Origin of the sequence: Thauera sp. 2A1 (genome assembly GCF_009469595.2) — a bacterium.
Taxonomy (GTDB): Bacteria; Pseudomonadota; Gammaproteobacteria; order Burkholderiales; family Rhodocyclaceae; genus Thauera.
This window is the reverse complement of record NZ_SSXV01000005.1, coordinates 187,508-212,448: the sequence shown is the minus strand read 5'-3', so window position 1 is coordinate 212,448 and position 24,941 is coordinate 187,508. Positions and strand designations below refer to the sequence as shown.

The following is a 24,941-nucleotide window of genomic DNA, read 5'->3' as shown; positions in this document are numbered from 1 at the left end:
AAAGCCCGGAAGCCATCACCGTGTGCTGATGGCGGACCGGAACCATGAAAGCCATCCTATTCAGCGGCCAACAATCGGCGGCACCTTCCCGCCAACGCGAATGTATGCTCACCGACTGATGCAGTTCCGCTCGGGGGTTCTCGTGCAGCCCATTTTCATCAGCTATTCGTCGAGACATCGGAAACTCACCTGCGAACTCGTCGATGTGATCGAAGCGCAATACGGCGCCGGGTCGGTGTGGTGGGACCATGAACTCGAGAGTCGGGGATCGTACTCCGAACAGATCAAAGCCGCCCTCGAAAAGGCACGGGTCGTGGTGGTGATCTGGACGCGAGGCGCGATGATTTCGGATTACGTCTATGCGGAGGCCGTCAGCGCACAGGCGCAGGGGAAGCTGGTCAATGTACGGCCAACGGACATGCCCTTCGGCGAAATTCCCGAACCTTTCAACATCCATCATATCGACGAGATCGAGGATCACGCGGGCATCCTGGCGACAATCGCGAAGATCATGGTGGGCACGCCGCTTCCAACCCGTGTGCCGCTGTACGAAATCTACTTCCGCCAGCATGGCCATCGGCTGCTTGATCCCAAGCAGTGCCGACTTGCGCGCGATCCCCTTGAGGTCAGTCCGACAGACCTGCTGCAGGCGAAGTTCGAGATGGTCGGCTATGTCGATGCGACAGGCCTCAAGGCGCAACTGCTCGATTGGTGCGAGGACCGGCGGCCGGTTGCCGCACGACTGATCCACGGGCCGGGCGGGCTGGGCAAGACGCGGCTCCTGATCGAAGTCGCAGCAGCCCTTCGCCGACAGGGGTGGACGACCGGCTTCTTCGAGCGTGCCCACGAGCAGGTCGAATCGACGCTGAAACAGCGTTGGCAGGCGCTGGATCAGTTGATTGCCCAGAGCGATGACCAGGGGCTGTTGATCGTTATCGACTATGCGGAAGGCCGGCAGGACGAGGTGAGGCGAATCGCCGAGCGCTTGTGCGGGCGCTCTGATGACGCGCTCCGCCCGCTTCGCCTCGTCTTGCTGGCACGCAGCGCAGGCGACTGGTGGACCGCGTTGTATGACGAGATGCCCGAACTGCAGCGTTTGTTCAGTAGTAGAGGCGGCGCGTCAGCGGTGGTGGAGTTGCAGCCATTCGATGCCGAACAGGATCGACTCGGCCTGTTCGAGGCCAGCCTTGAAGCATTCGAGCCGTTGCTCGGCGCCCAGGGCTATGAGCTGCCCACCGCCGATCCCGGGCCGGAGCGACGCCGTCGCATCGGGAGCGGGGAAGACTACAGCCGGCCGCTGGCGATTCAAATGGAGGCGCTGCTATGGCTTGCGGGGGCCGCACCGAACGCCGGGCTGAGCCGTATCGACGAGTTGCTGAGCCGCGTGCTCGGCCTGGAGCGCAGCCATTGGCGTATGCTTGCCGGCCCGCTGGACGATGACGGCATGCGCGACCTGGCGCGCGGTGTCGCACAGCTTACGGCGGTGCAAGGCGTACCGTCAGAGCGGGGCACCGAACGTATCCTGATGGCCGACGCGTTTTACCAAGGGCTCCGCACGGCCCGCGCAACGGTGGAGCCTGTGGCGCGCAAACTGTACCGGCTGTATGGCCGGGACACCGGTGCGGTCGCTCCCCTCGAGCCGGATCTGATCGGCGAACATCACGTCGCCCTGGTCGGCGATGCCGAACTGATCGATGGGTGCCTGAGCTGGATCGAAGCCGAGCCCATCGACACACGATCGACATGGCGTCGTCGGTTACTCACGGTGCTGCAGCGCGCCACCCAACCTGAGCATGGTACGCGGGCCAGTGCGCGTGCCTGCACGCTGCTCGACCGACTCGTCGTACGGCATACAGCCTTGCTGGCCGAGGACCTGGTCGCGGTCATCGTCGACGTTCCGGGTGCGCTGGCCGATCGCGTTGTGCGGCAAGTGGACACCTTCGACGACGACGCGCTCGAAGCGATCGCGAGCGCGCTGCCGCAGCAATCGTTGTCGCTGATGGATCTGGCGTATCAGGTCGCCGCGCGGCGCACCCGGTCGGCCCGCGAACACTGCGCAGCGTTGAATGCTCAGCAGGACGCCACCAACGATCAGCACGGATCAGCCTTGGGCCATTTGGCCGCCAGCCTCGACACGCTGAGCATCCGCCTGTCCGATCTCGGCCGTCGGGAGGAGGCGCTGGCCGCCAGCCAGGAGGCCATCGAGATTCGACGGGAGCTGGCACGTACCCGGCGCGATGCGTTCCTGCCCGACTTGGCGACGAGCCTGAATAACACCGGGGCCATGCTTTTCGGTCTCGGCCATCGGGAGGAGGCGCTGGCCGCCAGTCAGGAGGCCGTGGAGATTCGACGGGAGCTGACACGCAACCGGCCAGACGCATTCCTGCCCCACTTGGCGGGGAGCCTGAGTAATATCGGAGCCATGCTTTCCAGTCTCGGTCGTCGGGAGGAGGCGCTGGCCGCCAGCCAGGAGTCCGTCGAGTTGTATCGGGAGCTGGCACGCACCCGGCCCGACGCATTCCTGCCCGGCTTGGCGGGGAGCCTGCATAACATCGGCGCCATGCTTTCCAGTCTCGGCCGTCGGGAGGAGGCGCTGGCCGTCAGCCAAGAGGCCTTGGAGATTCGGCGGGAGCTCGCACGCACCCTCCCCGACGCATTCCTGCCCGACCTGGCGGGGAGCCTGCATAACACCGGGGCCATGCTTTCCGGTGTCGGCCGTCGGGAGGAGGCGCTGGCCGCCAGCCAGGAGGCCATCGAGATTCGACGGGAACTGGCACGCACCCGGCCCGATGCGTTCCTGCCCGATCTGGCGGTGAGCCTGAACAACGTTGGCCTTCGCTTGTCCGATCTCGGCCGTCGGGAGGAGGCGCTGGCCGCCAGCCAAGAGGCCGTCGAATTGTATCAGGGGCTGGCGCGCACCCGGCCCGATGCGTTCCTGCCCGACCTGGCGGAGGGTCTGAATAACTCCGGGGTCATGCTTTCCGGTCTCGGTCGTCGGGCGGAGGCGCTTGCCGCCAGCCAGGAGGCCGTCGAGTTGTATCGGGAACTGGCATGCACCCGGCCCGATGCGTTCGTGCCCGACCTGGCAGGGAGCCTGAACAACGTTGGCCTTCGCCTGTCCGATTTCGGCCATCGTGAGGAGGCGCTGGCCGCCAGCCAGGAGTCTGTCGAGTTGTATCGGGAACTGGCACGCACCCGGCCCGACGCATTCCTGCCCCACTTGGCGGCAAGCCTGAATAACACCGGGGCCATGCTTTCCGATCTCGGCCGTCGGGAGGAGGCGCTGGCCACCAGCCGGGAGGCCGTCGAGATTCGGCGGGACCTGGCACGGACCCTCCCCGACGCATTCCTGCCCGACTTGGCGGGGAGCCTGAATAACACCGGGGCCATGCTTTCCGATCTCGACCGTCGGGAGGAGGCGCTGGCCGTCAGCCAAGAGGCCTTGGAGATTCGGCGGGAGCTGGCACGCACCCGGCCCGATGCGTTCCTGCCCGATCTAGCGGTGAGCCTGAATAACGTTGGCCTTCGCTTGTCCGATCTCGGCCGTCGGGAGGAGGCGCTGGCCGCCAGCCAAGAGGCCGTTGAGATTCGGCGGGAGCTGGCGCGCACCCGGCCCGACGCATTTTTGCCTGAACTGGCGACGAGTCTCGCCGTCACATCGACAGTTCTTTTCGCTTTGGACCGCCATGTGCAGTCTGCGAATGCGGCATCCGAAGCCTTGCGCCTTGTAGCCCCCTTCGTTGAACGCTGTCCGCTGCGCTTTGGTGAACTGGCGCGCTTCATCCGTGATCGCTTCCTCAAGTTCAGCGAAGCAGCGGGGCTGGAGCCGGACATTGCATTACTCGATCTGGTCGCTCAAGCGCTCGGCGAAGATCCTGTGACCAAGACAAGTGAATAGGAGGTGGCCGCCGTTCTCTAGGCGGCTAACGCGGAAGGCAAGCTCGATGAGGCTGTGCTTGCCGAGTTATCGGAGTCACGTGCCGATGGACTTCGGGCTTTCTGGGCGAGTAGGCCCACGGAGGACATCGACGCACCGGACGGGACTCCTAAGGAATCCCTGATCAATCGATGTTCTGAGCACGCCCACCCAAGCCAGCCGTTTCCACCGACTCCGATGATTGCCTTTTCCGCTTCTACCGCTGTTTTTCGAGGCCTTTTCGGCCCAGATCGCCCGTTTTCGGGCGCAGCGGGCGGATTTCGCCCATCAATTCATCAAGGCGCGCCTCGCCAGATAAAGATTGGTCAAACCGATCAGCGAGAACACCTGGGCGGCGTTCTTCTCGATCCCCTTGTAGCGCACCTTCGTATAACCGAACTGGCGCTTGATGACGCGGAAGACGTGCTCGACCCGCGCGCGGATCGACGACATCTTGTGGTTGAAGTGCTTGTTCGCGCCGGTCAGCGGATGCGGCTTGCTGGCCTTGAGCGAAACACCCCAGAACACACCGGCCTTGCGCGCCAGGCGCTTGAGCTTGTTGTTGACGTAGCCCTTGTCGCAGAACACTGCCCGATCATCTTCACGTACCAGGTGCGGCAACTGGCTGATGTCCGAAACGTTGGCCGGCGTGACCGACACTGTGTGAACAAGGCCGGAATTCAAGTCGGCTCCGACGTGGACCTTCATGCCGAAGTACCACTGGTTGCCCTTCTTCGTCTGATGCATCTCGGGGTCGCGCTTGCGGTCCTGGTTTTTCGTGGAAGGCGGGGCGTGGATGATCGTGGCGTCGACCATCGTGCCACCCTTGAGCAGCAGGCCCTCTGCTTCGAGCGTGTCGTTGATGATGTTCATCATCTGCGAGGTCAGTCCATGCTTCTCGAGCAGATGGCGGAATTTGAGGATCGTCGTCTCGTCGGGCATCGCATCGTCGGTCAGATCCAGACCGGCAAAGCGGCGCATCGACTCGATCTCGTACAGCGCGTCTTCCATCGCCGGATCCGACAGCGCGTACCACTGCTGCATGAAGTAGATCCGCAGCATTGTCGCCAGAGGCATCGGCGGACGACCGCGTCGACCCGTCGTCGGGTAGTGCGGTTCGATCACCGCAAGCAGCGCTGCCCATGGCACGACCTGCTCCATCTCGGCCAGGAAGCGCTCCCGGCGCGTCTGTTTCTTCTTCCGTTCGAAAGCCAGCGAGGCGAAGGTCGTTTGCTTCATGGGGGTAGCGCGGTTTATGACTTCAGTATTTTACCGGCTCTGAATAGATCAGAGCTTCCCTCATGAACCGGCTGGCATCCCTGACCCGTCGCGTCCATGCACGCTCAACGGGCAACGCTCGCCCCGAAGACGGCGATCAACCCGTCGAGCGCCCGATCTGGCCTGCCGTCAGGCAAAGAACAGGTCGTCTTAGTTTCCTATCCTAGAACCGCTTTGGGGGCTCCGCGATGGGATTGCGGCGGGGCCGGTTTCGTGTTCCAGTATCTGCAGTTGACAGGTCCGCACCGCGCTGAACGAAGCGTCTGGATTTCGAGCCGCCGCCGCAACTAAAGTGAGGCGCTAGTCTTACCGTCTGGCGGTGACGGTAGTGGCGGTGATGACGAAGGAATAGACTGCCATGAAACGGAACTTCATCGAGTTCACCCGCGCATCGGACACGCCTGACGCCGACTTCTCGCATTTGCGGGGCGAGGAGATGCTGCCCAAACTGCTCCGCCGCTATCCCGCCGCTGCCGAGAACCTCAAGCGTGCGCACTGCGTGTTGAAAGATGAACCGAACTACGCCTCCGCAATGCACCGCGTCGCCGACAGTCTGCACGAGGGGCGAATCATTGCCTTCATCAGCTACCGCGTCGGCGTCGACGCCGAGGCCGCACGAACCGTGGCCGAGGTCTTCCGGGCGCTATCGTCGCATCAGGTCACGGTGACATTCGCCGACGAGTTCACGACCCGCATCTCGGGCCAAGACTACAAATCGGAGATCGAGTCGGCGACCAAGGCGTCGCACTGGTTTGTGATCCTAATCTCCGAGGCTGGCGAGCCAAGCGGCTGGTGCATGTACGAGACGGGCATGTTCCGCGCCAGCGCGACATCGCGCAAGTTGGAGCGGCTGATTTGCCTACACCACCCGAATGCCTCGCTGCCTCGCGCCATCGACGGGTTCCAGTCGGTGCCCGGTGATGTCGCGCACTTGCAGCGCTTCCTAGATGGCCTTTTTCGCCGGGCCGATCCATTGCCCGGATGGGAGGCGCTAAACCCGTCGCTCGATGACGCGACGATTCTGCAGGCAGCCACGCGCATCGCCCACGTGTTGCGTCCGCCACGCATGCCCGTGGCGTTCAACTACCGGGCCACGCTTGAGGTTCGCGGTCCCGAACGGCTCGCGGTCGCCACCGACCTCGATGCCTGCGTGGTTGAGACCGATCGCCTAACAGCCAACCTGTTCGGCAAGGTCGAGCCTCCACGGATCTGGGGCCAGTTGGTGGCCAATGTGCGGCCGGCTGATGGCAACAGCCCGTGGCTCGAGGAACTTGTTGCCGTGCTGAGGAAGGCCAGTGCCGGCAACGTATTTCGGCCGATGACCGGCACATTCGAGAGCGTGCAGGGCGGCTGCGTGATGCGACCCGTGCTGCACTCGATGGAGCACGATGGCATAAGCGACGAGTTTAAGTTCCATCTGTTCTTCCTCGAAGAGTTCTCGAACACACCGGCGCACGGCATCGCGCCGCATACCCGAGTGCTGCTCCGCGCTGTTCGGATGCACAACCGCGTACGCTGGGAGGTGCTGGAGCGCTTCGCCGATGCGAACTGGTCGCCTGACGAGATCGAAGCCTGCGCCAAGGCGTTTAGCCGCATCGACCGCGAGTTGCAGGCCCAGGGGGGCATCGACAGAGAGGCGTTGCGCAGCCACTATGCGAGTGGCGCGTCCGACGAGATTGAAGCCATCACGGAAGACTGGCAGGATCTCTGCGACGCCACAATAGGTCGCTTGACCACGGCGCTAAGGCAACTCGACCCCGACGGTGTGCGACGGGGCATGACGCAATGCCGCACACTAAATCAGCGATTCTTCGCGCTGACATTCCCGGTGCTTGAGGAAGCCATCCGACGCCAGCGCTGAACTGTGGCGCCTGCTCGGCGTTGGGAGTGCGGCCTGGCCCGACGTTACGCGGCTGCCGCATTGCAACATTCGAAGGCTGGCTAGACGCGGCAATCTATGTCTGCCCTGCGGTCACTAATTCGACTTCTCGACCGACAGATGTGCCAAGACGATCAGTTCGATGCCCCGAAGACCAGCCGTTCGACAGCGCTTTACGACATGTGGCAGTTGTGCACAACACTGCTTTCGTTCAGTCGTCGCAGGCTGACCGGCAGAGGCCGAACGCGGAGTAAGTGATTACGGCGCGAGCGGCAGCGACTTGGGAAGAGCCGCACCTGCACTGCGCGGTCCATCGGGACGGCAACTCAGCGGTGTTGGCCGAGAGGGCCTCACGGACATGAAGATCAAGTTCAGACGCCCCGGCCAAACGCGATACCCCTCAGCCTCACCCGCGGATCCACCTATCCCAGCACGTCGACCAGGACGCCGAGGTCAAGCACTTCCAGATGCGGCCTCCCCGCATGCGGCCACGCCGCCTGTTCGCGATTGATCCAGACCGCCTGCATGCCAGCGTCCTGGACACCCAGCACGTCCATGACCGCGTCGTCGCCCACGTGCAGCACTTCGTGCGCTTGCACGCCGACGGCCTCGGCCGCGGCCTGGAAGATGCGGGGGTCGGGCTTGGACACGCCGACCTTGAGCGCGGCGACGCTGGCGACGAAGAAAGGTGCCAGACCCACGCGCGACAGCTCGGCGTTGCCGTTGGTCACACTCACGAGCGGATAGCGGGCGGCGAGGAATTCCAGCGCGGGGAGCGCGTCGGGAAAGAACGTGACGTTGTGGCGTTCGGCGATGAAGACGTCGAAGGCGGGCGCGGCCAGTTGCGGGTCGTCACCCGCGCTGGACAGCGCAAGCCGGATCGATTCGCAGCGCAGCGCCGTCATGTCATGGGCGAGATCGGGCCGCTGCCGCCCCACGGCGTCGCGGATCTCGCGCAGCGCGTGCGGGCTCGCGTACATGGCCGCGGTCAGCGGCGCGTTGAGCACGAGCCAGTCGTGGAGGGCCTGCTCGGCGCGCGCGATGGTGGGCCAGACGGGCCACAGCGTGTCGTCCAGGTCGAGGGAGATTGCCTTCATGTTTTCGAGCTTCAGCATGGGACCGATGGGTTCCGAGCGGGCCGGCTCCCGGACGATAATGCGAGGCTGTCGCCCGGCCCCCGGGGCGGCATCACGAGGACAACCCCATGAAGCTTTCACGGCTCATCCAGCCGCGTAATCCCCAGTTCTGGCTGCTGATCGCCCTCAACGGGCTGTCGTCGGCGATCTCCTGGGTGCTGCGTACGCGCGAGCTGCCGGCTGCGGTGAACTGGGTGCTGGCCGGCTTCGCCGTATGCAACGTGCTGCTCGGGCTGTGGATCGCATTCCGCCTCATGAACGACGAGGTCACCGAAGGATGAGGTGAGCACGCGCAGATCGCGGACGAAACGAGCTGCGGTGACTCGGCGGCGGCAGATGACTTGGCGTCCTGCGCCGACATTGACGAGCCAGACCACGCCATCAGAGATCCAACCAACACGCGTCTCTCGGTGACTTCGCTTTGTCGAAGACACCGCATAGCGGTTAATTCATTTCTGCCGATCTCGGCAACTTTCACATCGTCCAGCTGTTGGACAGCTCTTCAGCCTGCTTGAGCACCAGTTCCACAGCGTTAGGCTGCTGATCGGGTGGGTACTTCCACTTCTGCAGGCATCGCCGCACGAGGATGCGCAGTTTGGCGCGCACGCTCTCACGCACCTGCCAATCGACCGTGGTGCTGGCGCGCAGCTTCTCGGTGATCTCGATGGCGATCTTCTTCAACACCTCGTCGCCCAACTCACGCACGGCGCTTTCGTTGTTGGCGAGCGCGTCGTAGAAAGCGATCTCGTCGTGGCCCAGACCGAGCGCGGCCTCCCGTTCCAGCGTGGCCTGGAACTCCTTGGCCATCTGAATCAGCTCTTCGATGACCTGGGCGGTTTCTATCGCGCGGTTGTGATATTTGCGCAGGGTCTCCAGCAGGCGGTCGCCGTACTTCTTTTCCTGCACCACGTTGTTGCGTGCGCGCGACTTGATCTCGTCGCGCAGCAGTTTTTCCAGCAACTCCACCGCCAGATTGCGGCTTTCCATCTGGCGCACGTCTTCGAGAAATTCGTCCGACAGCAGGCCGATGTTCGGCTTGTCCAGCCCTGCCAGCCCAAACACGTCGGCCACGCCATCGGAGATGATGGCGTTGTCCAGAATCTGCTTGAGTGCGCTGTTCTTCTCGGCGTCGCTGCGCTTCTTGTCCACCGTCGTGAACTTGTTGATGGCCGCCTTGATGGCCGAGAAGAAGGCGATTTCCTTGCGCAGGACTCCTGCCTCGTCGAGCGTGCCGCATAGCGAGAACGCCTTGGCCACGGCCACCATGGTGTCGAGGAAACGCGTCTTGCCGTCCTTCAGGCCCAGGATGTGATTGGCCGCAGGCACCAGAAGCTGGATGGCCTGGGTCTCGAACGCGCCGTAGTCGAAGCCGTGCATCATGCCGCGCACGATGTCCATTTTTTCCAGCAACACGGCCAGCGCTTCCGCCGCGTTGTGCGTCGGGTCACCTTTGCCCTTGGCATCGGTGTAGGTCTTGAGCGCAGCCTTCAGCTCGTTGGCAATCCCGATGTAATCGACCACCAGACCGCCCGGCTTGTTTTTGAACACCCGGTTGACGCGGGCGATGGCCTGCATCAGGTTGTGGCCCTTCATGGGCTTGTCGACGTACATGGTGTGGCAGCACGGTGCATCGAATCCGGTCAGCCACATGTCGCGCACGATCACCAACTTCAGTGGGTCGTTCACGTCCTTGAAGCGCGCCTCCAGCCGCTTCTTCACTTGCTTGCTGTAGAGGTGCGGCTGCAGCAAGGCTTTGTCTGCGGCAGAGCCGGTCATCACGACCTTGATCGCGCCTTGCTCCGGATCGGTGCTGTGCCACTCAGGCCGCAGAGGGGGGGTGTTCTCGTCGCCCACACAAATGGCGTTGTAGAGCTGCACGCAGATGTCGCGGCTCATGCACACGATCATCGCCTTGCCGTCCACCACTGAGACCCGGGCCTCGAAGTGCTGGATCAGGTCACGCGCCACCTGCTGCAGCCGGGGCTCCGAGCCCACCAGCTTTTCCAAAGCCGCCCATTCGCTCTTGGTCTTCTCTCGGCTGGCGATGTCCTCTTCGTCCTCGACCACTTCTTCGACCTGCTCGTTGAGCGCGTCGATTTCCGCCTGATTCACGTCGAGCTTGGCCAGACGGCTCTCGTAGAAGATGGGCACCGTGGCGCCGTCGTCCACCGCATCCTGGATGTCGTAGATGCTGACATAGTCGCCAAAGACCGCGCGGGTGTCCTTGTCCTCCAGCGCAATCGGCGTACCGGTGAAGCCGATGAAGGTGGCGTTCTTCAGCGCATCGCGCAAATGCTTGGCGTAGCCGAACACGTACTTGCCGGTTCTGGTGTCCAGCCGGCCCTTGGTGCCGTACTGGCTGCGGTGAGCTTCGTCCGAGATCACCACGATATTGCTGCGGCCGGAGAGCAGCGGGTGTGCCTCCTCACCCTCCAGCAGCGCGAACTTCTGCACCGTGGTGAAGATGATTCCGCCCGCTTCACGCGAGGCCAGCATTCCACGCAGCTCGTCGCGGTCGCCGGCTTGAACTGGGGTGGTCTTGAGCAAATCACTGGCGGCGCTGAAGGTCGCGAACAACTGGCCATCGAGGTCGTTGCGGTCGGTCACCACCACCAGCGTGGGGTTCTTCATCTCGGGCTGTTGCAGCAGCTTGCCCGCATAGCAGGCCATGGTGATGCTCTTGCCCGAACCCTGCGTGTGCCAAACCACCCCAGCTTTACGCGAACCCGGCTTCACCTCTTTGCCGTAGGTCGCGCGCTCTTCGTGCACCTCCAGCACGCCTTTGTCCGTATCCCGCGCAGCAATGACCGTGGCGCGCACTGCCTCGCGCACGGCGTGAAATTGGTGGTAGCCGGCAATCTTCTTGATGATGCTGTCGCCGTCCTGCTCGAACAGCACGAAGTGCCGCACGTAGTCCAGAAACAGCTCGGGCTTGAAGAAACCACGTACCACCGTCTCCAGCTCCATCTGCAGGCGCGGCCGGTCGTCTTCGTTGGCGATGGTGCGCCAGGGCAGCATGCGCTCCGCGTTCGCGGTGAGCGAGCCCACGCGTGCCGTCCAGCCATCGCTCACCACCAGAGCGGCATTGCTGTTGAACAGGTCGCCGATCTCGTCCTTGTAGGTCTGCAACTGGTTGAAGGCATCCCACACGTCCGTCTGCTCATTGGCGGGGTTCTTCAGCTCCACCACCGCCACCGGCAGCCCGTTTACAAAGGCGATCACATCCGGCCGGCGCGGCTGCTTGGTGCCGGTGATGGTGAACTGGTTCACCGCCAGAAAGTCGTTGTTGCTGGGCTGCGCAAAGTCGATGAAGTGCACCAGATCGGTCTTCTTCTCGTTTCCCACTGAAAATTCCACCAGCACGCCGTTCAACAGCAGTCGGTGCACGCTGCGGTTACGCACCACCATCTGCGGCGCGCTCACCCTCTGCAGCGCATGCGCAGCCTGCTCCAGGGCTGCGGGTGGAATCTGCGGGTTGATCCGGGCCAGTGCGGCCAACAGGCGCTCGCGCAGAACGACCTGCCGGAAGTCGGTGCGCTCAGGCGCGCCACTGTCCGGCGCAATGTCCGGGCCGTGGGCGAAACGCCAGCCGGCCTCCTGGAACCAGCCCAAGCAGAGATCTTCGAGTTGTTGTTCGTTCAGCATCTTGAAACCCTTGTGCGCCCTCGGCTATCTGATAGCTGATCCGGTTTGCGATGAAATAAGAAAATACATAACAATCAGTTACTTATGAAATCACGCTGCCGAATCCGAGACAGGCGGCAAAGATGAAGTGGCGCAATAAGCCTGTCGTTCGTGTGTGGGCGTTGTGGGGAAGGCCAAGCTCAAAGACTTAGCCCGTACCATGGGCGACAGGTACACATTTCTGAGAGAAGCGGGTTTGCGATTCACCAGCTCAGCCAAGGCCATCAGGGTCAAGTAGTGCCCCTCGCAGACCGCCAGAACTGCCGCCTCCATGATGGCGGGGTCAAGCTTCTTCTTTTGCCGGGGCTCTGCCGCCAACGCTTCCAGCCTCGCCCGCAACTCAGGTGACAAGGCTTTCAGGTCGCTGATGACCGGCAGGGGCAACTGACCGGAGCGCAGGTATCCATCAGCATCGTGCAGTTGGCTGGTAGCTGAGGAGGTCCCGACCAAAACTGAGGAGCTGCTGGTCAAATTTGAGGAGCTGACACTCGAAATTGAGGAGCTGGCAGCCGCTCCCTGAGCGGAAGGCCCAAAAACATCGTCTGGCGTCGGCAAGTTCTGACCCGGCAGAAAATACACCGCCCCCCGCCCCGAACCTGTCGAGTTCAATACGCCCAACTGGGTCAGGTGCTGCAACGTGCGTGTCACTTCTACGGGGTGGGCAGATGACACAGCGCACAAACGGGCGTGATTGACCGTACCCTCGCTACCCGCCAGCGCAAGCGCCACGCGTTCCTCATGCGGAAGCTGGTCATACAGTGTCCCGAACCGGATACGCAAGTCTGCAATGATCTCCGCCGGGAACAGATCGATCATCCGTAGTTCCAGCAAGGTCTGGTTGTACGGTATTGACGACTCGTAGAGCTTGGGCGGATTCCAATGTTGGGAATTCCAGCCCTGGAAGATTCGGGGGATACCTGTGCCCGCCTGTTCACCGACACCCACAAACCGGAACATCTTGTGCAAGTTCCGGTTGCGGCAATCTGGCTCGCCGCCATGCAGCGCCACCTCGACCGGAATGCGCATCAGACCGGGGTTGCGAAAACCAAACATGTCGGGCCGCTTGACCACCAGCACCGACGCGCGCTCGGTGTAATCCGCATGAACCAGAACATTGGCCAACGCCTCGCGCAGGGCGACATGCACGGGCGTTTCGTCCTGACGCTCACCCTTTTCGAGCTGAAACGGCACCTTCAAATCGGCCGTGAGCTTCAGATAAACCTTGCGGTAGAAATCATAGAGGTTGCCCGACCACTTGCCGTCCAAGGTCAGGCGGTCGACCCAGCGGCGCTCCGTGCGGGCCTCGGGGCGCTCCTGATAGTCGAGCATGTAGTTGGGCAACACTTCCTGAATGACGCTCATCTGCCCGAACATCAGCAAACCCGCAAGGGTCAGGCCCGCCTCCTGGGTATCCCGGTCACGACGCCAGCCACCAATCAGGCGTAGAAACTCCTGGTCGTCCTTTTCGTTCCAAGGGTGGCCGGGTTCGCGGTTGGCAAACACCTGGCGATAGGCCCGAAAGCTGCCCATGTCCAGATCGGCAAAGCCGAAACCGCGCAGAATCCGGTCGTCGCGACTGTCCTCCACCTGCTCGGCCAGCATGCGCTTGACCTCTTCGTCGGGCAGCGGGCGATCACCCTCGTTAAGCCGCCGGTAGGTGTTGCCATCAAAGGGGTTGCGGGTGAGATAGACGGGGCGTTGCTGCCGCCGGGCACGGGGAATCTCGATGACCAGCAGCGTCTTGCCTTCCACAATCCATTCGCGTACCTGGTCGTCAGTCAGCAGGTTGATGCTGACCTTCTGCCGATTGTTCAGATTGTTGAATAGCTCCGCCCGAACCTTGTCGATACTCTCGATACCCACCGGCTCAAACAGCCCTTTGCGCTCGCGTATGCCCAGTATGACCACGCCACCGTCCGTATTGGCCATGGCGCTGTAGGTGGGCCAGAAGTCCTCCGGCAGCGCACCCTTTCCATCACGCCCGCTGGCCAGCTTGCATTCCAGCGAGACGGATTCGCGCAGCAGGGAAAGGTCTTCGAGAGACTCAAAGTTGATCATTCAAACACCACCTGTTTGCGCGCTACCGCAATGGCGAGCTTGAGAATCTGCTCCAACAGGCTGTGATCCGGCCCGTCATCGGCATCCACTGGCGTCGCGTACCACAGCGGCCGGATTTTCAGTTGCAAAAGCCGATCTTCCTTGCGGGCACGCTCCTGCAGCGTGGCGGGCTCATTGAGCAGGGCAAAGTGATCCGGGATCTCAAACGCAGCCTCGTCCACGACGGACTTGAACAGCTCGAGCGTCTTGTCCTGCTCCAGGCTGCAACCCAGGAACAGCAGCGAGTGGCTGATGAAGATTTGCCGCAGCGCCTTCGGGAGCTGATTCCGGAAAGCGAAGGGCTCGCCGCCAGCCCCGCCGTAGGCTGCCTGGTATTGCGCCTGCGTGAAGGCATGGGTGTTCGCCTGACCGGCGTCCCCATGCAGCTTCAGGATGCAACGCTCGCCCCGCAGCAGCCGCAGCACGAAGTTGTTGCCTGCCTGCGTGCCGTGCATGTAGCCATCCAGCGGCTGCCCTCGGTCACGGAAGAGGTCTTCGATGACCGTGTCGAAGTTCGTCGTGACCATGCAGCCGTTCGCCAGTTCAGGTAGAAGTCTGACCGGCCCGTTGATGGCACCCCGCTGGCGAAACTCGGTCTTGATGAAATGCTGCACCTGCTGAGCGGCGGCGTCATGCAGAACCTGCGCGGCCTGCAGGTACTCGTACCGCGCCAGCAGCGGCTCAATGTCCTGCACCTCCAGGCCATTGAGCTTGTGTGCGATCTTGCGCAAGGCCTCACCCCACATCGGGTAGCCACAGGCCTTCGAAAGCCCCGCGCCGACAAACGGCGCGATTCGCCCAAACCGCAAGGCATCAACGAGATCAAGAAAAACGGCTTGCTGATCAGAAGCCTTGATGAAAGCCGCTGCAGCTTCGTGCTGATTGACCTGTTGTTGCCCTTCCCAGTGATCCAGCTCGTCCAGATAGGCATCTCGCTCCACCCAATAAAGGGCGTCGCTCACCTTCACCAAGTACTCGTGATCCGGGTCGCGCAGACTCCTGAATGACAGCGGCTCTGCCTCATCCAGAACGGCATTGAAATCCCGGTTCGACAGATACGCCGCCTGCAAGGCTTCCTCGACCTTATCAACGATGAGTTTGTTCTCGCGGAGCTTTTTTATGTCCATCAGGCCTCCCCCACAGGATCGGCGAGCGCTTCGACTGACAACTCGCCTGAGAGGAGTTTGGGGAGAAGGGCGTCACGCAACTCGCCGAGAACTCGCATCTGTCGACCGAAGCGCTGCACCTGTCGGAACAGCGGGTCGGTCGCGGTCTGAAATGCTGCCAGCAGCTCCGGGCTTGGGGTCAGCAGGGTCAATGACTCGATGTGCGCTTTGGTGATGGCCTCGCGCGATGCCCCCGCATTCAGACCGAGCAAATAGCTCTTGATGTCTGGTCGAAGCAGGTGCATGTGAATGAAGCGCGACGGCACGCCCGCCTTGGCACGGATGATCGCCACATGCTGGTTAACGCGGGCAGGAAGAACGTCAGTCTCGACGACACAGGTACGCAGAATCGATGCTCCGGTAATGTTGAGCAGGACATCGTCTTCTTGAACCGCGACGCCCTTCAACTGGGTTGCGGCTTCGTCCGAAATGCGAGCCAAGCCTTCCCAGACGAACAAGCTGTCGTAGACGTTCTGGCTACGAATGAGCGCCACGCCATCTGCGAGATAAACCTCCTTGCCGCCTCGGGGTGTTGCCCCGCTGCCAATTTTGTCTGTGAGCTGTGCCAGCGCCTTGTGACTCCACGCCTTGGGAATCGGTCCCAACTCCGACTCTTCCATCTCATCCGGGAACAGCGCGGCGGTGGCGGCAAGCGGATCGTATTGCTCAGGCTGCAGCGCGTCGAGTTCTGCGTCGGACTTGCCGCTGATGGCGCTCATCGCAGCGCACAGCGGGTCGCGGCCGTCCTGAATGGCGGCGATCTTGGCCTTGACCGGGTCGAAATCGACAAACCACGACTTGAAGATGGCTTGCGCCATGGCTTCAAGGGTTTGGTTGATACGGAGGTTGATGTCGCCTTTCGCATCCACATCCGCCATCACCTGGGCCACGTGTCGTTGCACGGCAAGTGGAGGCAGATCGATCTCGAAGTCTGGAAACTCCTTGAGAGCAATTCGATCCACCGTGCTTCCGTGTATGGTTCGGGAAGTCAGGAAATCCTGAAATGCCGGAGACAGGTACTGGTAGAGAAAGAAATGAGGATCAAGTTTTGACGGATCTGCCCTAACCAATCCCATTCTTCGCCCAAGGCAGCAACGAAGCCCGTCCGGAATGATGGCCGCCTCACCAATGCGCGTCTCGTAAGAAAACACAACATCGCCAGATCGTGGCGTGACTCTTCGCGTCCACGTCACAAATTCGTCTTCAGACAAGTGTTCGGTATTTGACAGATCTAGACGGCCGCGATTTAGCGCGCTGATCCCTAGAAAGACCGGCCCAGCCATTGTTTTTGTCGGTGTTGCATGAGGCCCATCAAAGACTTCAGCCACCTCCCCAATTCGCACCCGAGGCCATACGCGTGGGGTGTTCTCTACTTCGTTAGAGCACATAGCCCAACCCCGCCAAGCTCCTCTTAATCTTGGCCTCGAGCTTGGCGCTCTCCGCAAACTGCTCAGCCAATTGCGTCGTCAGCCGGGCCATCTTGTCGGCGAAGCCTTCGCCATCCTCTTCCTGCTCCTCGGCACCCACGTAGCGCCCCGGCGTGAGCACGTGCTCGTGCTTGCGGATGTCCTCGAGCGAGGCGGAGTAGCAGAAACCCGGCACATCTTGATAGCCCTCGCCGTGCTGCCATGCATGGAAGGTGTCGGCGACATTCTTGATGTCGTCTGAGGTGAAGTCGCGCAGCACACGGTCCTTCATATAGCCGAGCTGGCGGGCATCGATGAACAGGAGCTCGCCGCGCCGGTCACGCTTCTTCTTGTCGAAGTTGAAGCCGTTGGCCTTGTCTTTCGTCAGGAACCAGATGCAGGCGGGAATCTGCGTGTTGGTGAACAACTGGCCGGGCAGGGCCACCATGCACTCCACATAGTCGCGCTCGACCAGTGCCTTGCGGATTTCGCCTTCGTTGTTGGTGTTGCTGCTCATCGAGCCATTGGCCAGCAGCAGCGCCATGCTGCCGGTGGGAGCGAGGTGGTAGAGCATGTGTTGCAGCCAAGCGAAGTTGGCATTGCCTTGCGGCGGTGTGCCGGCGATCCAGCGCGGGTCGTTCTCCAGCTTGGCGCTCCACCATTCCTTCATGTTGAAGGGTGGGTTGGCCATCACGTAGTCGGCGCGCAGGTCGGGGTGCAGGTCGTTCAGCAGGGTGTCGCCGGGCTGCCCGCCGAAGTTGAAGTCAAGGCCACGGATGGCCATGTTCATGGCCGCCAGTTTCCAGGTGGTGGGGTTGCTTTCCTGGCCGTAGATGCTGATCTGCCCCGTCTTTCCGTTGGCTGCCTTGCCGCTGTGCTCGGCGATGAACTCGTCGCTCTGCACGAAGAAGCCACCCGAGCCCATGGCCGGGTCGTACACCCGGCCCTTGAAGGGCTGCAGCATCTCGACGATCAGCGTGACGATGCTCTTGGGGGTGTAGTACTGGCCGCCCTTCTTGCCTTCGGCCAGGGCGAACTGGCCCAGGAAGTATTCGTAGACGTGGCCGAGGATGTCCTTGCTCTTCAGGTTCAGCGTTTGGCCGTTGTAGCGGGGCTGGCTGAAGTTGGTGTCGGAGAAGTGGGCGATCAGGTCGGCCAGCTTGTGGCTGTCGATCTGGGTGCGCGCGAAGTCCTTGTTGAGCACGTTCTTGAGCTTGGCGTTCTCGCGCTCCACGGCTTCCATGGCGTTGTCGATCAGCCAGCCGACGGTGCGCATCTTGTCCGGCACCATCTCCAGCTCACCTGCCGCGTTGCGCACGTAGCGGCCGTCGCTGTCTCGCTTGGGCACCTGCCACGGCAGCTCGCTGCCCGGTGGAAGCTGGGCGAGATCGCGCAGCGTTTGCCAGCGCGCCTCGAAGGGCACCCAGAAGACGTTCTTCTCGGTGTAGTAGTCCCGCACCTCCAACTCGGCGGCGATGTGACCTTGATAGTCGTCGGCGTAGTCCTCCGGCGCCATGTAGTAGTCGTGTTCCGCGTCCTGGAACTGTCGGCGCAGTTCGTTTTGCCGCTCCTCGAAGGCGTCCGAGACGTACTTCAGGAAGATCAGGCCCAGCACCACGTGCTTGTACACCGAGGCATCCAGGGCGGAGCGCAGCTTGTCGGCAGCGGTCCACAACTTCCTTTCGAGTTCGTTGAAAAACTGTTGTTCGATGGGGTTCATGCGGCGGTACGCCAGAGGAAGGGGTGATTAGGGTAATCGGCGGCGAAATTAGCGTTTAACGCAGTTCCGGGTTGAACGGCAGATGACCGACGCACTACTTGCTGATCAAGATCGCACAGTCAACGTCGGCTCAGGCCGATTCTGCTGACCTTCGGCCCACCCGCGAACGCTTGGCGGACTGAAGTCCGCCCTACGAATGCGGTGCGGCTTGGGGCAACACTATCCCTCCTCCCGCTCCGCAGGCACATAGGGAATTGATGCGGCCGACCGCATGGACGGCGGCCGCGGCCCAGACGTTTTCCTTGCCGCGGGTGAGGGGTGACGGGCGTTTGCGGGCGAGTGCGCCGAGGACGCGGTGGATCAGCACGCGATATTCATCGTCGAGATGGCGTGCGCAAAAGGCGTCGGTGAGTGCGGCGATTGCGGCAAATTTTTCGGCCATCGCCTTCGGGATGCGTTCGGAAGAGGTCATGGGAATGAAGTGTCGTGGTAGAGCCGGATTGTCGGCGAAGCGGTCATCGCCGTCAGCCTGACGTGACGGCAGTGCGCGCGGCCAGGAACTCGCGCAGATGGCGGCCGGTGTGCGACGCCGGCGTGGCCATCGCCACCTCGGGCGGACCTTCCGCCACCACCTGGCCGCCGCCGTCGCCGCCTTCCGGGCCGAGGTCGATCAGCCAGTCGGCCTCGGCCATCACGTCGAGGTCGTGCTCGATCACCAGCACGGTGTGGCCGGCATCAGTGAGGCGGTGCAGCACGTGGATCAGCTTGTCGACGTCGGCCATGTGCAGGCCGACGGTGGGCTCGTCGAGCACGTAGAGGCTGTGCTTGTCGGCCGGCAGCGGCACGCCGCCGGTGTCCTCCGCGTCGCCCGGACGGCGGCGCACCTTGGCGAGCTCGGTGACGAGCTTGATGCGCTGCGCCTCGCCGCCCGACAGCGTCGGGCTGGGCTGGCCCAGGGTCAGGTAGCCGAGGCCGACGTCCTGCAGCAACTGCAGCGGATGGGCGATCGCGGGATGGGCGGAGAAGAAGTCCACCGCCTCGTCCACCGGCATCGCCAGCACCTCGGCCACGGTCTTCTCCTTCCAGCGCACCGACAGCGTCTCCGGGTTGAAGCGCGCGCCGCCGCAGGCCTCGCAGGGCGTCTTCACGTCGGGCAGGAAGCTCATCTCGACGGTGGTCTGGCCGGCGCCGTCGCACACCGGGCAGCGCCCGGCGCCGGTGTTGAAGGAGAAGCGCGAGGCGTTCCAGCCGCGGGTGCGGGCGTCGAAGGTGTCGGCGAAGAGCTTGCGGATCGCGTCCCAGAAGCCGACGTAGGTCGCCGGGCAGGAGCGCGGCGTCTTGCCGATCGGGGTCTGGTCGACTTCGAGCACGCGGCCGACCTGCTGCCAGCCGTGGATGCCCTTGCAGCCGACCAGGGCCTGATTCACTTCGTCCGGCTGCGCCTGGCCGCGGCGGCGGGCGCGGGTGGCCTCGGGGTCGCCGAGGCGCGCGCGCAGGTTGGCGTGGATCACGTCGCGCGCGAGGCTGGACTTGCCCGAGCCGGACACCCCGGTCACCACCGTCAGGCGCGCGAGCGGGATGCGCACCGACATGTCGCGCAGGTTGTGCAGGGTCGCGCCTTCGATGCGGATGACCGCATGGTCGTCGGGCACCGCGCGGCGCGGGCGCAGCGGATGCTGCAGCGGGTGGCGGAAACATTCGCCGGTGGCCGATTCGGGCGCCGCCAGCAGGTCGTCGATGCGGCCTTCGGCCACCACGCGGCCGCCGCGCACGCCTGCGCCGGGGCCGAGGTCGATGACGTGGTCGGCGCGGCGGATGGTGTCCTCGTCGTGCTCGACCACCAGCAGCGTGTTGCCGCGGTCGCGCAGCGCCTCCAGCGTGTCGAGCAGCAGGCGGTTGTCGCGCGGATGCAGGCCGATCGTCGGCTCGTCGAGGATGTAGCACACGCCGCGCAGGTTGGAGCCGAGCTGCGCCGCCAGCCGGATGCGCTGCGCCTCGCCGCCCGACAGCGTGGGCGCGGCGCGATCCAGCGCGAGGTAGCCGAGGCCGACGTGCTGCAGGAAGGCCAGCCGGCCGCGGATCTCGCTGACGAGGTCGCGTGCGATGTCGGTCTCACGCTCGTTCAACGCCAGATCGGCGAAGAAGCCGGCGGCCTTATCCACCGGCTGCGCGGCGAGCTGGTGCAGACCGAGGTCGCGGAAGCGCACCGCGCGCGCGACCGGGTTCAGCCGCGCGCCGTCGCAGGCGGGACAGGGCTCGTCGCTGACGATGACTTCCTCCGCATCGCCGAGGTCGAGCGCGTCCGGGTCCTCGATGCGCGCCGCGGTCTTGAGGCCCGTGCCGTAGCACTTGGGGCACCAGCCGTGCTTGGCGTTGTACGAGAACAGGCGCGGATCCGGCTCGGGGAAGCCGGTGCCGCAACTCGGGCAGGCACGCAGCGTGGAGAAGGTGATCGGCGCGGCGCCGAGCTTGCCGATCTCCAGCACCTTGATGACGCCCTTGCCGATGTCCAGCGCCTGGCGCACGAACTCGCGCAGCGTGGCCTCGTGTTCCGGCTGCACCACCACCATGCCGGTGGGCAGCTCGATGTTGTGTTCCTTGTAGCGATCCAGCCGCGGCCACTTGGCGGTGGGCAGGTATTCGCCATCGACGCGCAGTTGCGTGTGGCCCTTGCCGCGCGCCCATTTCGCGAGGTCGGTGTACAGGCCCTTGCGGTTGATCACCAGCGGCGCCAGCACTTCGACCGAGGCGCCGCGCAGCTCGCGCTGGATCTGCGCGACGATGGCCTCGAAGCTCTGCGGCGTCACCGGCACGTTGCAGTCCGGGCAGAACTGCGTGCCCAGCTTCACGTACATCAGGCGCAGGAAGGGGTGGATCTCGGTCAGCGTCGCCACCGTGCTCTTGCGCCCGCCGCGGCTGGTGCGCTGCTCGATCGCCACCGTGGGCGGAATGCCGAACAGGCCGTCGACGTCGGGCCGGCTCGCCGGCTGCACGAACTGGCGCGCGTAGGCGTTGAGCGATTCGAGGTAGCGGCGCTGGCCCTCGCCGAACACGATATCGAAGGCCAGCGTGGATTTGCCCGAGCCGGACAGGCCGGTGATCACGGTGAACTGGTCGCGCGGGATCTGCAGGCTGACGTTCTTCAGGTTGTGCTCGCGCGCGTGGCGGATTTCGATGGCCGGGGCGGCAACGGCGCGGTACTGCGCACGCGCTTCAGCCGCTGTAGGAGCGGGCTTGACCGCGACTTGTTCTTCTTCCTCGGCACCCGACCGGTCGCGGTCAAGCCCGCTCCTACGGGTTCGTGTCAAGCCGGACGTAGCGGTTCGTGCCGGTTCGGGCGTACCGGTTGGTGCCAAGCCGGATGTGCGGGTCCGCGCCAGTGCTTCGGCGTATTCGCGCAGCGCGGCGCCGGTGTGCGAGCTTTCGTGCGCGCGCACCACCTCGGGCGGCCCCTCCACCACCACCGCGCCGCCGCCATCGCCGCCCTCGGGGCCGAGGTCGATGATCCAGTCCGACGCGGCGATCACGTCCAGGTTGTGCTCGATGACGATCAGCGAATGCCCGGCCTGCAGCAGCTTGTCGAAGGCGCCGAGCAGCTTTGCGACGTCCTCGAAATGCAGGCCGGTGGTGGGCTCGTCGAACAGGAACAGCAGACCGGAGTCGGTGTCCCGTAGGGCGGGCTTCAGCCCGCCAGCGGTACTTCCCAAAGCGCCGGCCTGGCGGACTGAAGCCCGCCCTACCTTGTCCGCCGAGCGGTTCTCAACAACATTGCCAACAAAGTTATCCACATCTCCTAGGGCGGGCTTCAGCCCGCCGGCGGTATTTTCCGAAACATCGGGGTGGCGGGCTGAAGCCCGCCCTACGGAGGGACGCCTCTTCTGCGCCGCCTCGGCGAGGTGGCCGGCGAGCTTCAGGCGCTGTGCCTCGCCGCCCGACAGCGTCGGCACCGGCTGGCCGAGGCGCAGGTAGTCGAGGCCGACGTCGGCCAGCGGCGCGAGCGCGGCCAGCACCTTGGGATGCTCGCGGAACACGTCCAGCGCCTCGTGCACGGTGAGCTCCAGCACGTCCGCCACCGAACGCCCATCCCATTGAAGTTCAAGGATTTCCGGCCGGTAACGCTTGCCTTCGCAGTCGGGGCAGCGCAGCCACACGTCGGACAGGAACTGCATCTCGACATGCTCGAAACCCGAGCCTGTGCACGTCGGGCAGCGGCCGGTGCCGGCGTTGAAGCTGAAGGTGCCGGGGGTGTAGCCGCGCTGCTTCGCCTCAGGCAGGGCGGCGAACAGGTTGCGGATCGGGTCCCAGGCGCCGACGTAGCTCACCGGGTTGGAACGCGAGCTCTTGCCGATCGGCGACTGGTCCACCATGACCACGCCGCGCAAGTTATCCACATTCTCGAGACTATCGAAAATCCCGGGTGATTCCGTCGCCTCGCCGAAGTGCTTGGCCAGCGCCGGGTACAGCACGTCCTGGATCAGCGTCGATTTGCCCGAGCCGGACACGCCGGTCAGGCAGGTCAGGCGCTGCAGCGGAAAGCCGACCGTGAGGTCGCGCAGGTTGTGCTGGCGCGCGCCGACCAGCTTCAGCCGCGGCGTGGCGGCATCGACCGGGCGCGGCGGGCGATCGACGTCGATGCGCTTCTTCCCCGCCAGCCAGGGGCCGGTCACCGAGTCCGGGTTGGCGGCGATCTCGGCCGGCGTGCCGCGGGCGACGATGTTGCCACCGCGCTCGCCGGGGCCGGGGCCGATCTCGAGCAGTTCGTCGGCGGCGACCATCACCTGCGGGTCGTGCTCGACCACCACCAGCGTGTTGCCGGCGTCGCGCAGCCGCGTCATCACGCCGAGGATGCGGCCGATGTCGCGCGGATGCAGGCCGATCGAAGGCTCGTCGAGCACGAACAGCGTATTCACCAGCGACGTGCCGAGCGCGGTGGTGAGGTTGATGCGCTGCACCTCGCCGCCCGACAGCGTGCGCGACTGGCGGTCCAGCGTCAGGTAGCCGAGGCCGACGTCGGCCAGGTAGTTGAGCCGGCTGCGGATCTCGCCCAGCACCAGCTCGGTAGCCTCGTCCGGCACGCCGGGAATATGGAGCGCCGCCACCGCCTCGCGGATGCGATCGACCGGCAAGGCCATCAGTTCGTGGATGGCGAGCCCGGCCGGCGCTTCCCGTAGGGCGGGCTTCAGCCCGCCGGACTGACCGCAAGGTTGGCGGGCTGAAGCCCGCCCTACGGATGACATCGGCAGGCGCCACAGCAGCGCATCCGGCTTCAGCCGTGCGCCATGGCAGGCCGGGCACTCCGTGTAGCTGCGATAGCGCGACAGCAGCACGCGGATGTGCATCTTGTAGGCCTTGCTCTCCAGCCAGTCGAAGAAGTGGCGCACGCCGTACCAGTAGCGCGGCCAGGAGCTGTCCCAGTTCTTCCACTTCGCGTCGCCCTCGAACAGCCAGTGGCGATGCTCCGGCGGCAGGTCGCGCACCGGGATGTCCATCGCCACGCCGTACTTCTTCGCCATCTTCTCGAGGTCGGCCTGGCACTCGCGGTAGCTCTCGGTCTGCCAGGGCTTGACCGCGCCTTCGGCCAGGGTCTTCGACTCATCGGGGATGACCAGGCCGAAATCGACTCCGATCACCCGCCCGAAGCCTCGGCAGGTCTCGCAGGCGCCGATCGGCGAGTTGAACGAGAACAGGCCGGGCGTTGCCTCCGAATAATGGATGTCGCAGTCCGCGCAATGCAGGCCGGAGGAATATCGCCACACCGCCTCGCCGGGCGTCTTCTCAGCCTTCACGCCCTCGCCCGACGCATACACCGACAGCCGGCCATGGCCCCGATGTAGCGCGGCCTCCAGCGCCTCGGCCAGGCGCGCATCCTCGGCATTCGACGCGCGGAAGCGGTCCTGCACCACCTGCAGCACGTCGTTGCCCTCGGCGCCGCCCGCGGCGATGCGTTCCTGGATGCGGGTGTAGCCCTGCGCATTGAGCAGGCCGGTCACCTCCGCCTCGCTGAAGTTGGACGGCACCGTCACCGGAAAGCACACCACCAGCCGCGGATCGTCCTCGGCCGCCGCGCGCGCGCGCAGGTCGGCGGCGATGCTGACCGCCGAATCACGCCGCACTGGCTTGCCGCAGCAGCGGCAGTGCAGGTGCGCCGCGCGCGCGTACAGCAGCTTGAAGTGGTCGGCGAGCTCGGTCATGGTGCCCACCGTCGAGCGCGAGGTCCGCACCGGGTTTGTCTGGTCGATCGCGATCGCCGGCGGCACGCCCTCGATCCGGTCCACCTGCGGCTTGTCCATGCGGTCGAGAAACTGGCGCGCGTAGGGCGAGAAGGTCTCGACGTAGCGCCGCTGGCCCTCGGCGTACAGCGTGTCGAACACCAGCGAGGACTTGCCCGAGCCGGACACCCCGGTGACCACCGTCAGGCGGTTGAGCGGCAGGTCGAGCGACAGGTTGCGCAGGTTGTTCTGACGCGCACCACGGATGCGGATGGCGTCGGCGATCGAGGCGGGGGCGTCGATCCGGGTGTAGCGGGTGTCGGAAGCGGACATGGGGCGGGAGGTGGAGACGTGAGCCGCCATTTTAGGCGGGGACCGGCATCGGACTCATGTCCAGGGGGGGAAGGTTCCCGAGGGCGTCCATGGAAGCGATCCGCGCCAGAGCATTAT

The 24,941-nt window shown here is 64.1% G+C and carries 12 protein-coding genes; 3 read left to right on the top strand and 9 right to left on the bottom strand.

Annotated features, from left to right (window positions below):
* The first annotated feature begins 118 nt into the window (after nt 1-118).
* The gene (locus GH664_RS07075) at nt 119-3,898 is read left to right on the top strand and encodes a tetratricopeptide repeat protein (protein ID WP_194270345.1); all 3,780 of its coding nucleotides are present in this window, start codon (nt 119-121) and stop codon (nt 3,896-3,898) included.
* 306 nt (nt 3,899-4,204) lie between these two features.
* On the opposite strand, the gene GH664_RS07070 is transcribed toward GH664_RS07075, so the two are convergent.
* Complete coding sequence (locus GH664_RS07070) at nt 4,205-5,155, bottom strand: IS5 family transposase (protein ID WP_153167337.1); 951 nt, start codon at nt 5,153-5,155, stop codon at nt 4,205-4,207.
* A 397-nt stretch (nt 5,156-5,552) separates the two neighbouring features.
* Here GH664_RS07070 and GH664_RS07065 point away from each other — a divergent pair, with 397 nt between their 5' ends.
* Nucleotides 5,553-7,055 (top strand): toll/interleukin-1 receptor domain-containing protein, encoded by a 1,503-nt coding sequence (locus GH664_RS07065; RefSeq protein WP_153167336.1) that lies wholly within the window; start codon nt 5,553-5,555, stop codon nt 7,053-7,055.
* A 440-nt stretch (nt 7,056-7,495) separates the two neighbouring features.
* On the opposite strand, the gene GH664_RS07060 is transcribed toward GH664_RS07065, so the two are convergent.
* Nucleotides 7,496-8,188: an HAD family hydrolase gene (locus GH664_RS07060; protein ID WP_153167335.1), complete on the bottom strand. Its 693-nt coding sequence runs from the start codon at nt 8,186-8,188 to the stop codon at nt 7,496-7,498.
* A gap of 89 nt (nt 8,189-8,277) precedes the next feature.
* On the opposite strand from GH664_RS07060, the gene GH664_RS07055 reads away from it, so the two are divergent.
* On the top strand, nt 8,278-8,490 hold the full coding sequence (locus tag GH664_RS07055; RefSeq protein ID WP_153167334.1) for a hypothetical protein: 213 nt from the start codon (nt 8,278-8,280) through the stop codon (nt 8,488-8,490).
* A 193-nt stretch (nt 8,491-8,683) separates the two neighbouring features.
* Here GH664_RS07055 and GH664_RS07050 read toward each other — a convergent pair whose 3' ends face one another.
* The 7 genes from GH664_RS07050 to uvrA form a co-directional block, all read right to left on the bottom strand.
* Nucleotides 8,684-11,854 carry a type I restriction endonuclease subunit R gene (locus GH664_RS07050; RefSeq protein ID WP_153167333.1) on the bottom strand — a complete coding sequence of 1,057 codons (3,171 nt, stop codon included), beginning with the start codon at nt 11,852-11,854 and terminating at the stop codon, nt 8,684-8,686.
* A gap of 90 nt (nt 11,855-11,944) precedes the next feature.
* A complete protein-coding gene (locus GH664_RS07045; RefSeq protein ID WP_153167332.1) occupies nt 11,945-13,951 on the bottom strand; it encodes an RNA-binding domain-containing protein in 2,007 nt (668 codons plus the stop codon).
* A complete protein-coding gene (locus tag GH664_RS07040; RefSeq protein ID WP_153167331.1) occupies nt 13,948-15,117 on the bottom strand; it encodes an SIR2 family protein in 1,170 nt (389 codons plus the stop codon). Before GH664_RS07040 ends, GH664_RS07045 begins: the two co-directional genes overlap by 4 nt.
* Complete coding sequence (locus GH664_RS07035) at nt 15,117-16,544, bottom strand: restriction endonuclease subunit S (protein ID WP_153167330.1); 1,428 nt, start codon at nt 16,542-16,544, stop codon at nt 15,117-15,119. Before GH664_RS07035 ends, GH664_RS07040 begins: the two co-directional genes overlap by 1 nt.
* A complete protein-coding gene (locus GH664_RS07030; protein WP_153167329.1) occupies nt 16,534-18,282 on the bottom strand; it encodes a class I SAM-dependent DNA methyltransferase in 1,749 nt (582 codons plus the stop codon). The genes GH664_RS07035 and GH664_RS07030 overlap by 11 nt, the downstream gene beginning before the upstream one ends.
* A 190-nt stretch (nt 18,283-18,472) precedes the next feature.
* The gene (locus GH664_RS07025) at nt 18,473-18,754 is read right to left on the bottom strand and encodes a DUF6398 domain-containing protein (RefSeq protein WP_153167328.1); all 282 of its coding nucleotides are present in this window, start codon (nt 18,752-18,754) and stop codon (nt 18,473-18,475) included.
* Nucleotides 18,755-18,806: 52 nt separating this feature from the next.
* Nucleotides 18,807-24,824, bottom strand: coding sequence for an excinuclease ABC subunit UvrA (gene uvrA / locus GH664_RS07020; protein ID WP_153167327.1), 6,018 nt, complete (start codon nt 24,822-24,824; stop codon nt 18,807-18,809).
* Between the last annotated feature and the right edge of the window lie 117 nt (nt 24,825-24,941).

Bases quoted from the DNA above. Each gene is read 5' to 3' on its own strand.
- GH664_RS07075 (WP_194270345.1), top strand. From the start codon at position 119: ATGCAGTTCCGCTCGGGGGTTCTCGTGCAGCCCATTTTCATCAGCTAT.
- GH664_RS07070 (WP_153167337.1), bottom strand. From the start codon at position 5,155: ATGAAGCAAACGACCTTCGCCTCGCTGGCTTTCGAACGGAAGAAGAAA.
- GH664_RS07065 (WP_153167336.1), top strand. From the start codon at position 5,553: ATGAAACGGAACTTCATCGAGTTCACCCGCGCATCGGACACGCCTGAC.
- GH664_RS07060 (WP_153167335.1), bottom strand. From the start codon at position 8,188: ATGCTGAAGCTCGAAAACATGAAGGCAATCTCCCTCGACCTGGACGAC.
- GH664_RS07055 (WP_153167334.1), top strand. From the start codon at position 8,278: ATGAAGCTTTCACGGCTCATCCAGCCGCGTAATCCCCAGTTCTGGCTG.
- GH664_RS07050 (WP_153167333.1), bottom strand. From the start codon at position 11,854: ATGCTGAACGAACAACAACTCGAAGATCTCTGCTTGGGCTGGTTCCAG.
- GH664_RS07045 (WP_153167332.1), bottom strand. From the start codon at position 13,951: ATGATCAACTTTGAGTCTCTCGAAGACCTTTCCCTGCTGCGCGAATCC.
- GH664_RS07040 (WP_153167331.1), bottom strand. From the start codon at position 15,117: ATGGACATAAAAAAGCTCCGCGAGAACAAACTCATCGTTGATAAGGTC.
- GH664_RS07035 (WP_153167330.1), bottom strand. From the start codon at position 16,544: ATGTGCTCTAACGAAGTAGAGAACACCCCACGCGTATGGCCTCGGGTG.
- GH664_RS07030 (WP_153167329.1), bottom strand. From the start codon at position 18,282: ATGAACCCCATCGAACAACAGTTTTTCAACGAACTCGAAAGGAAGTTG.
- GH664_RS07025 (WP_153167328.1), bottom strand. From the start codon at position 18,754: ATGACCTCTTCCGAACGCATCCCGAAGGCGATGGCCGAAAAATTTGCC.
- uvrA (WP_153167327.1), bottom strand. From the start codon at position 24,824: ATGTCCGCTTCCGACACCCGCTACACCCGGATCGACGCCCCCGCCTCG.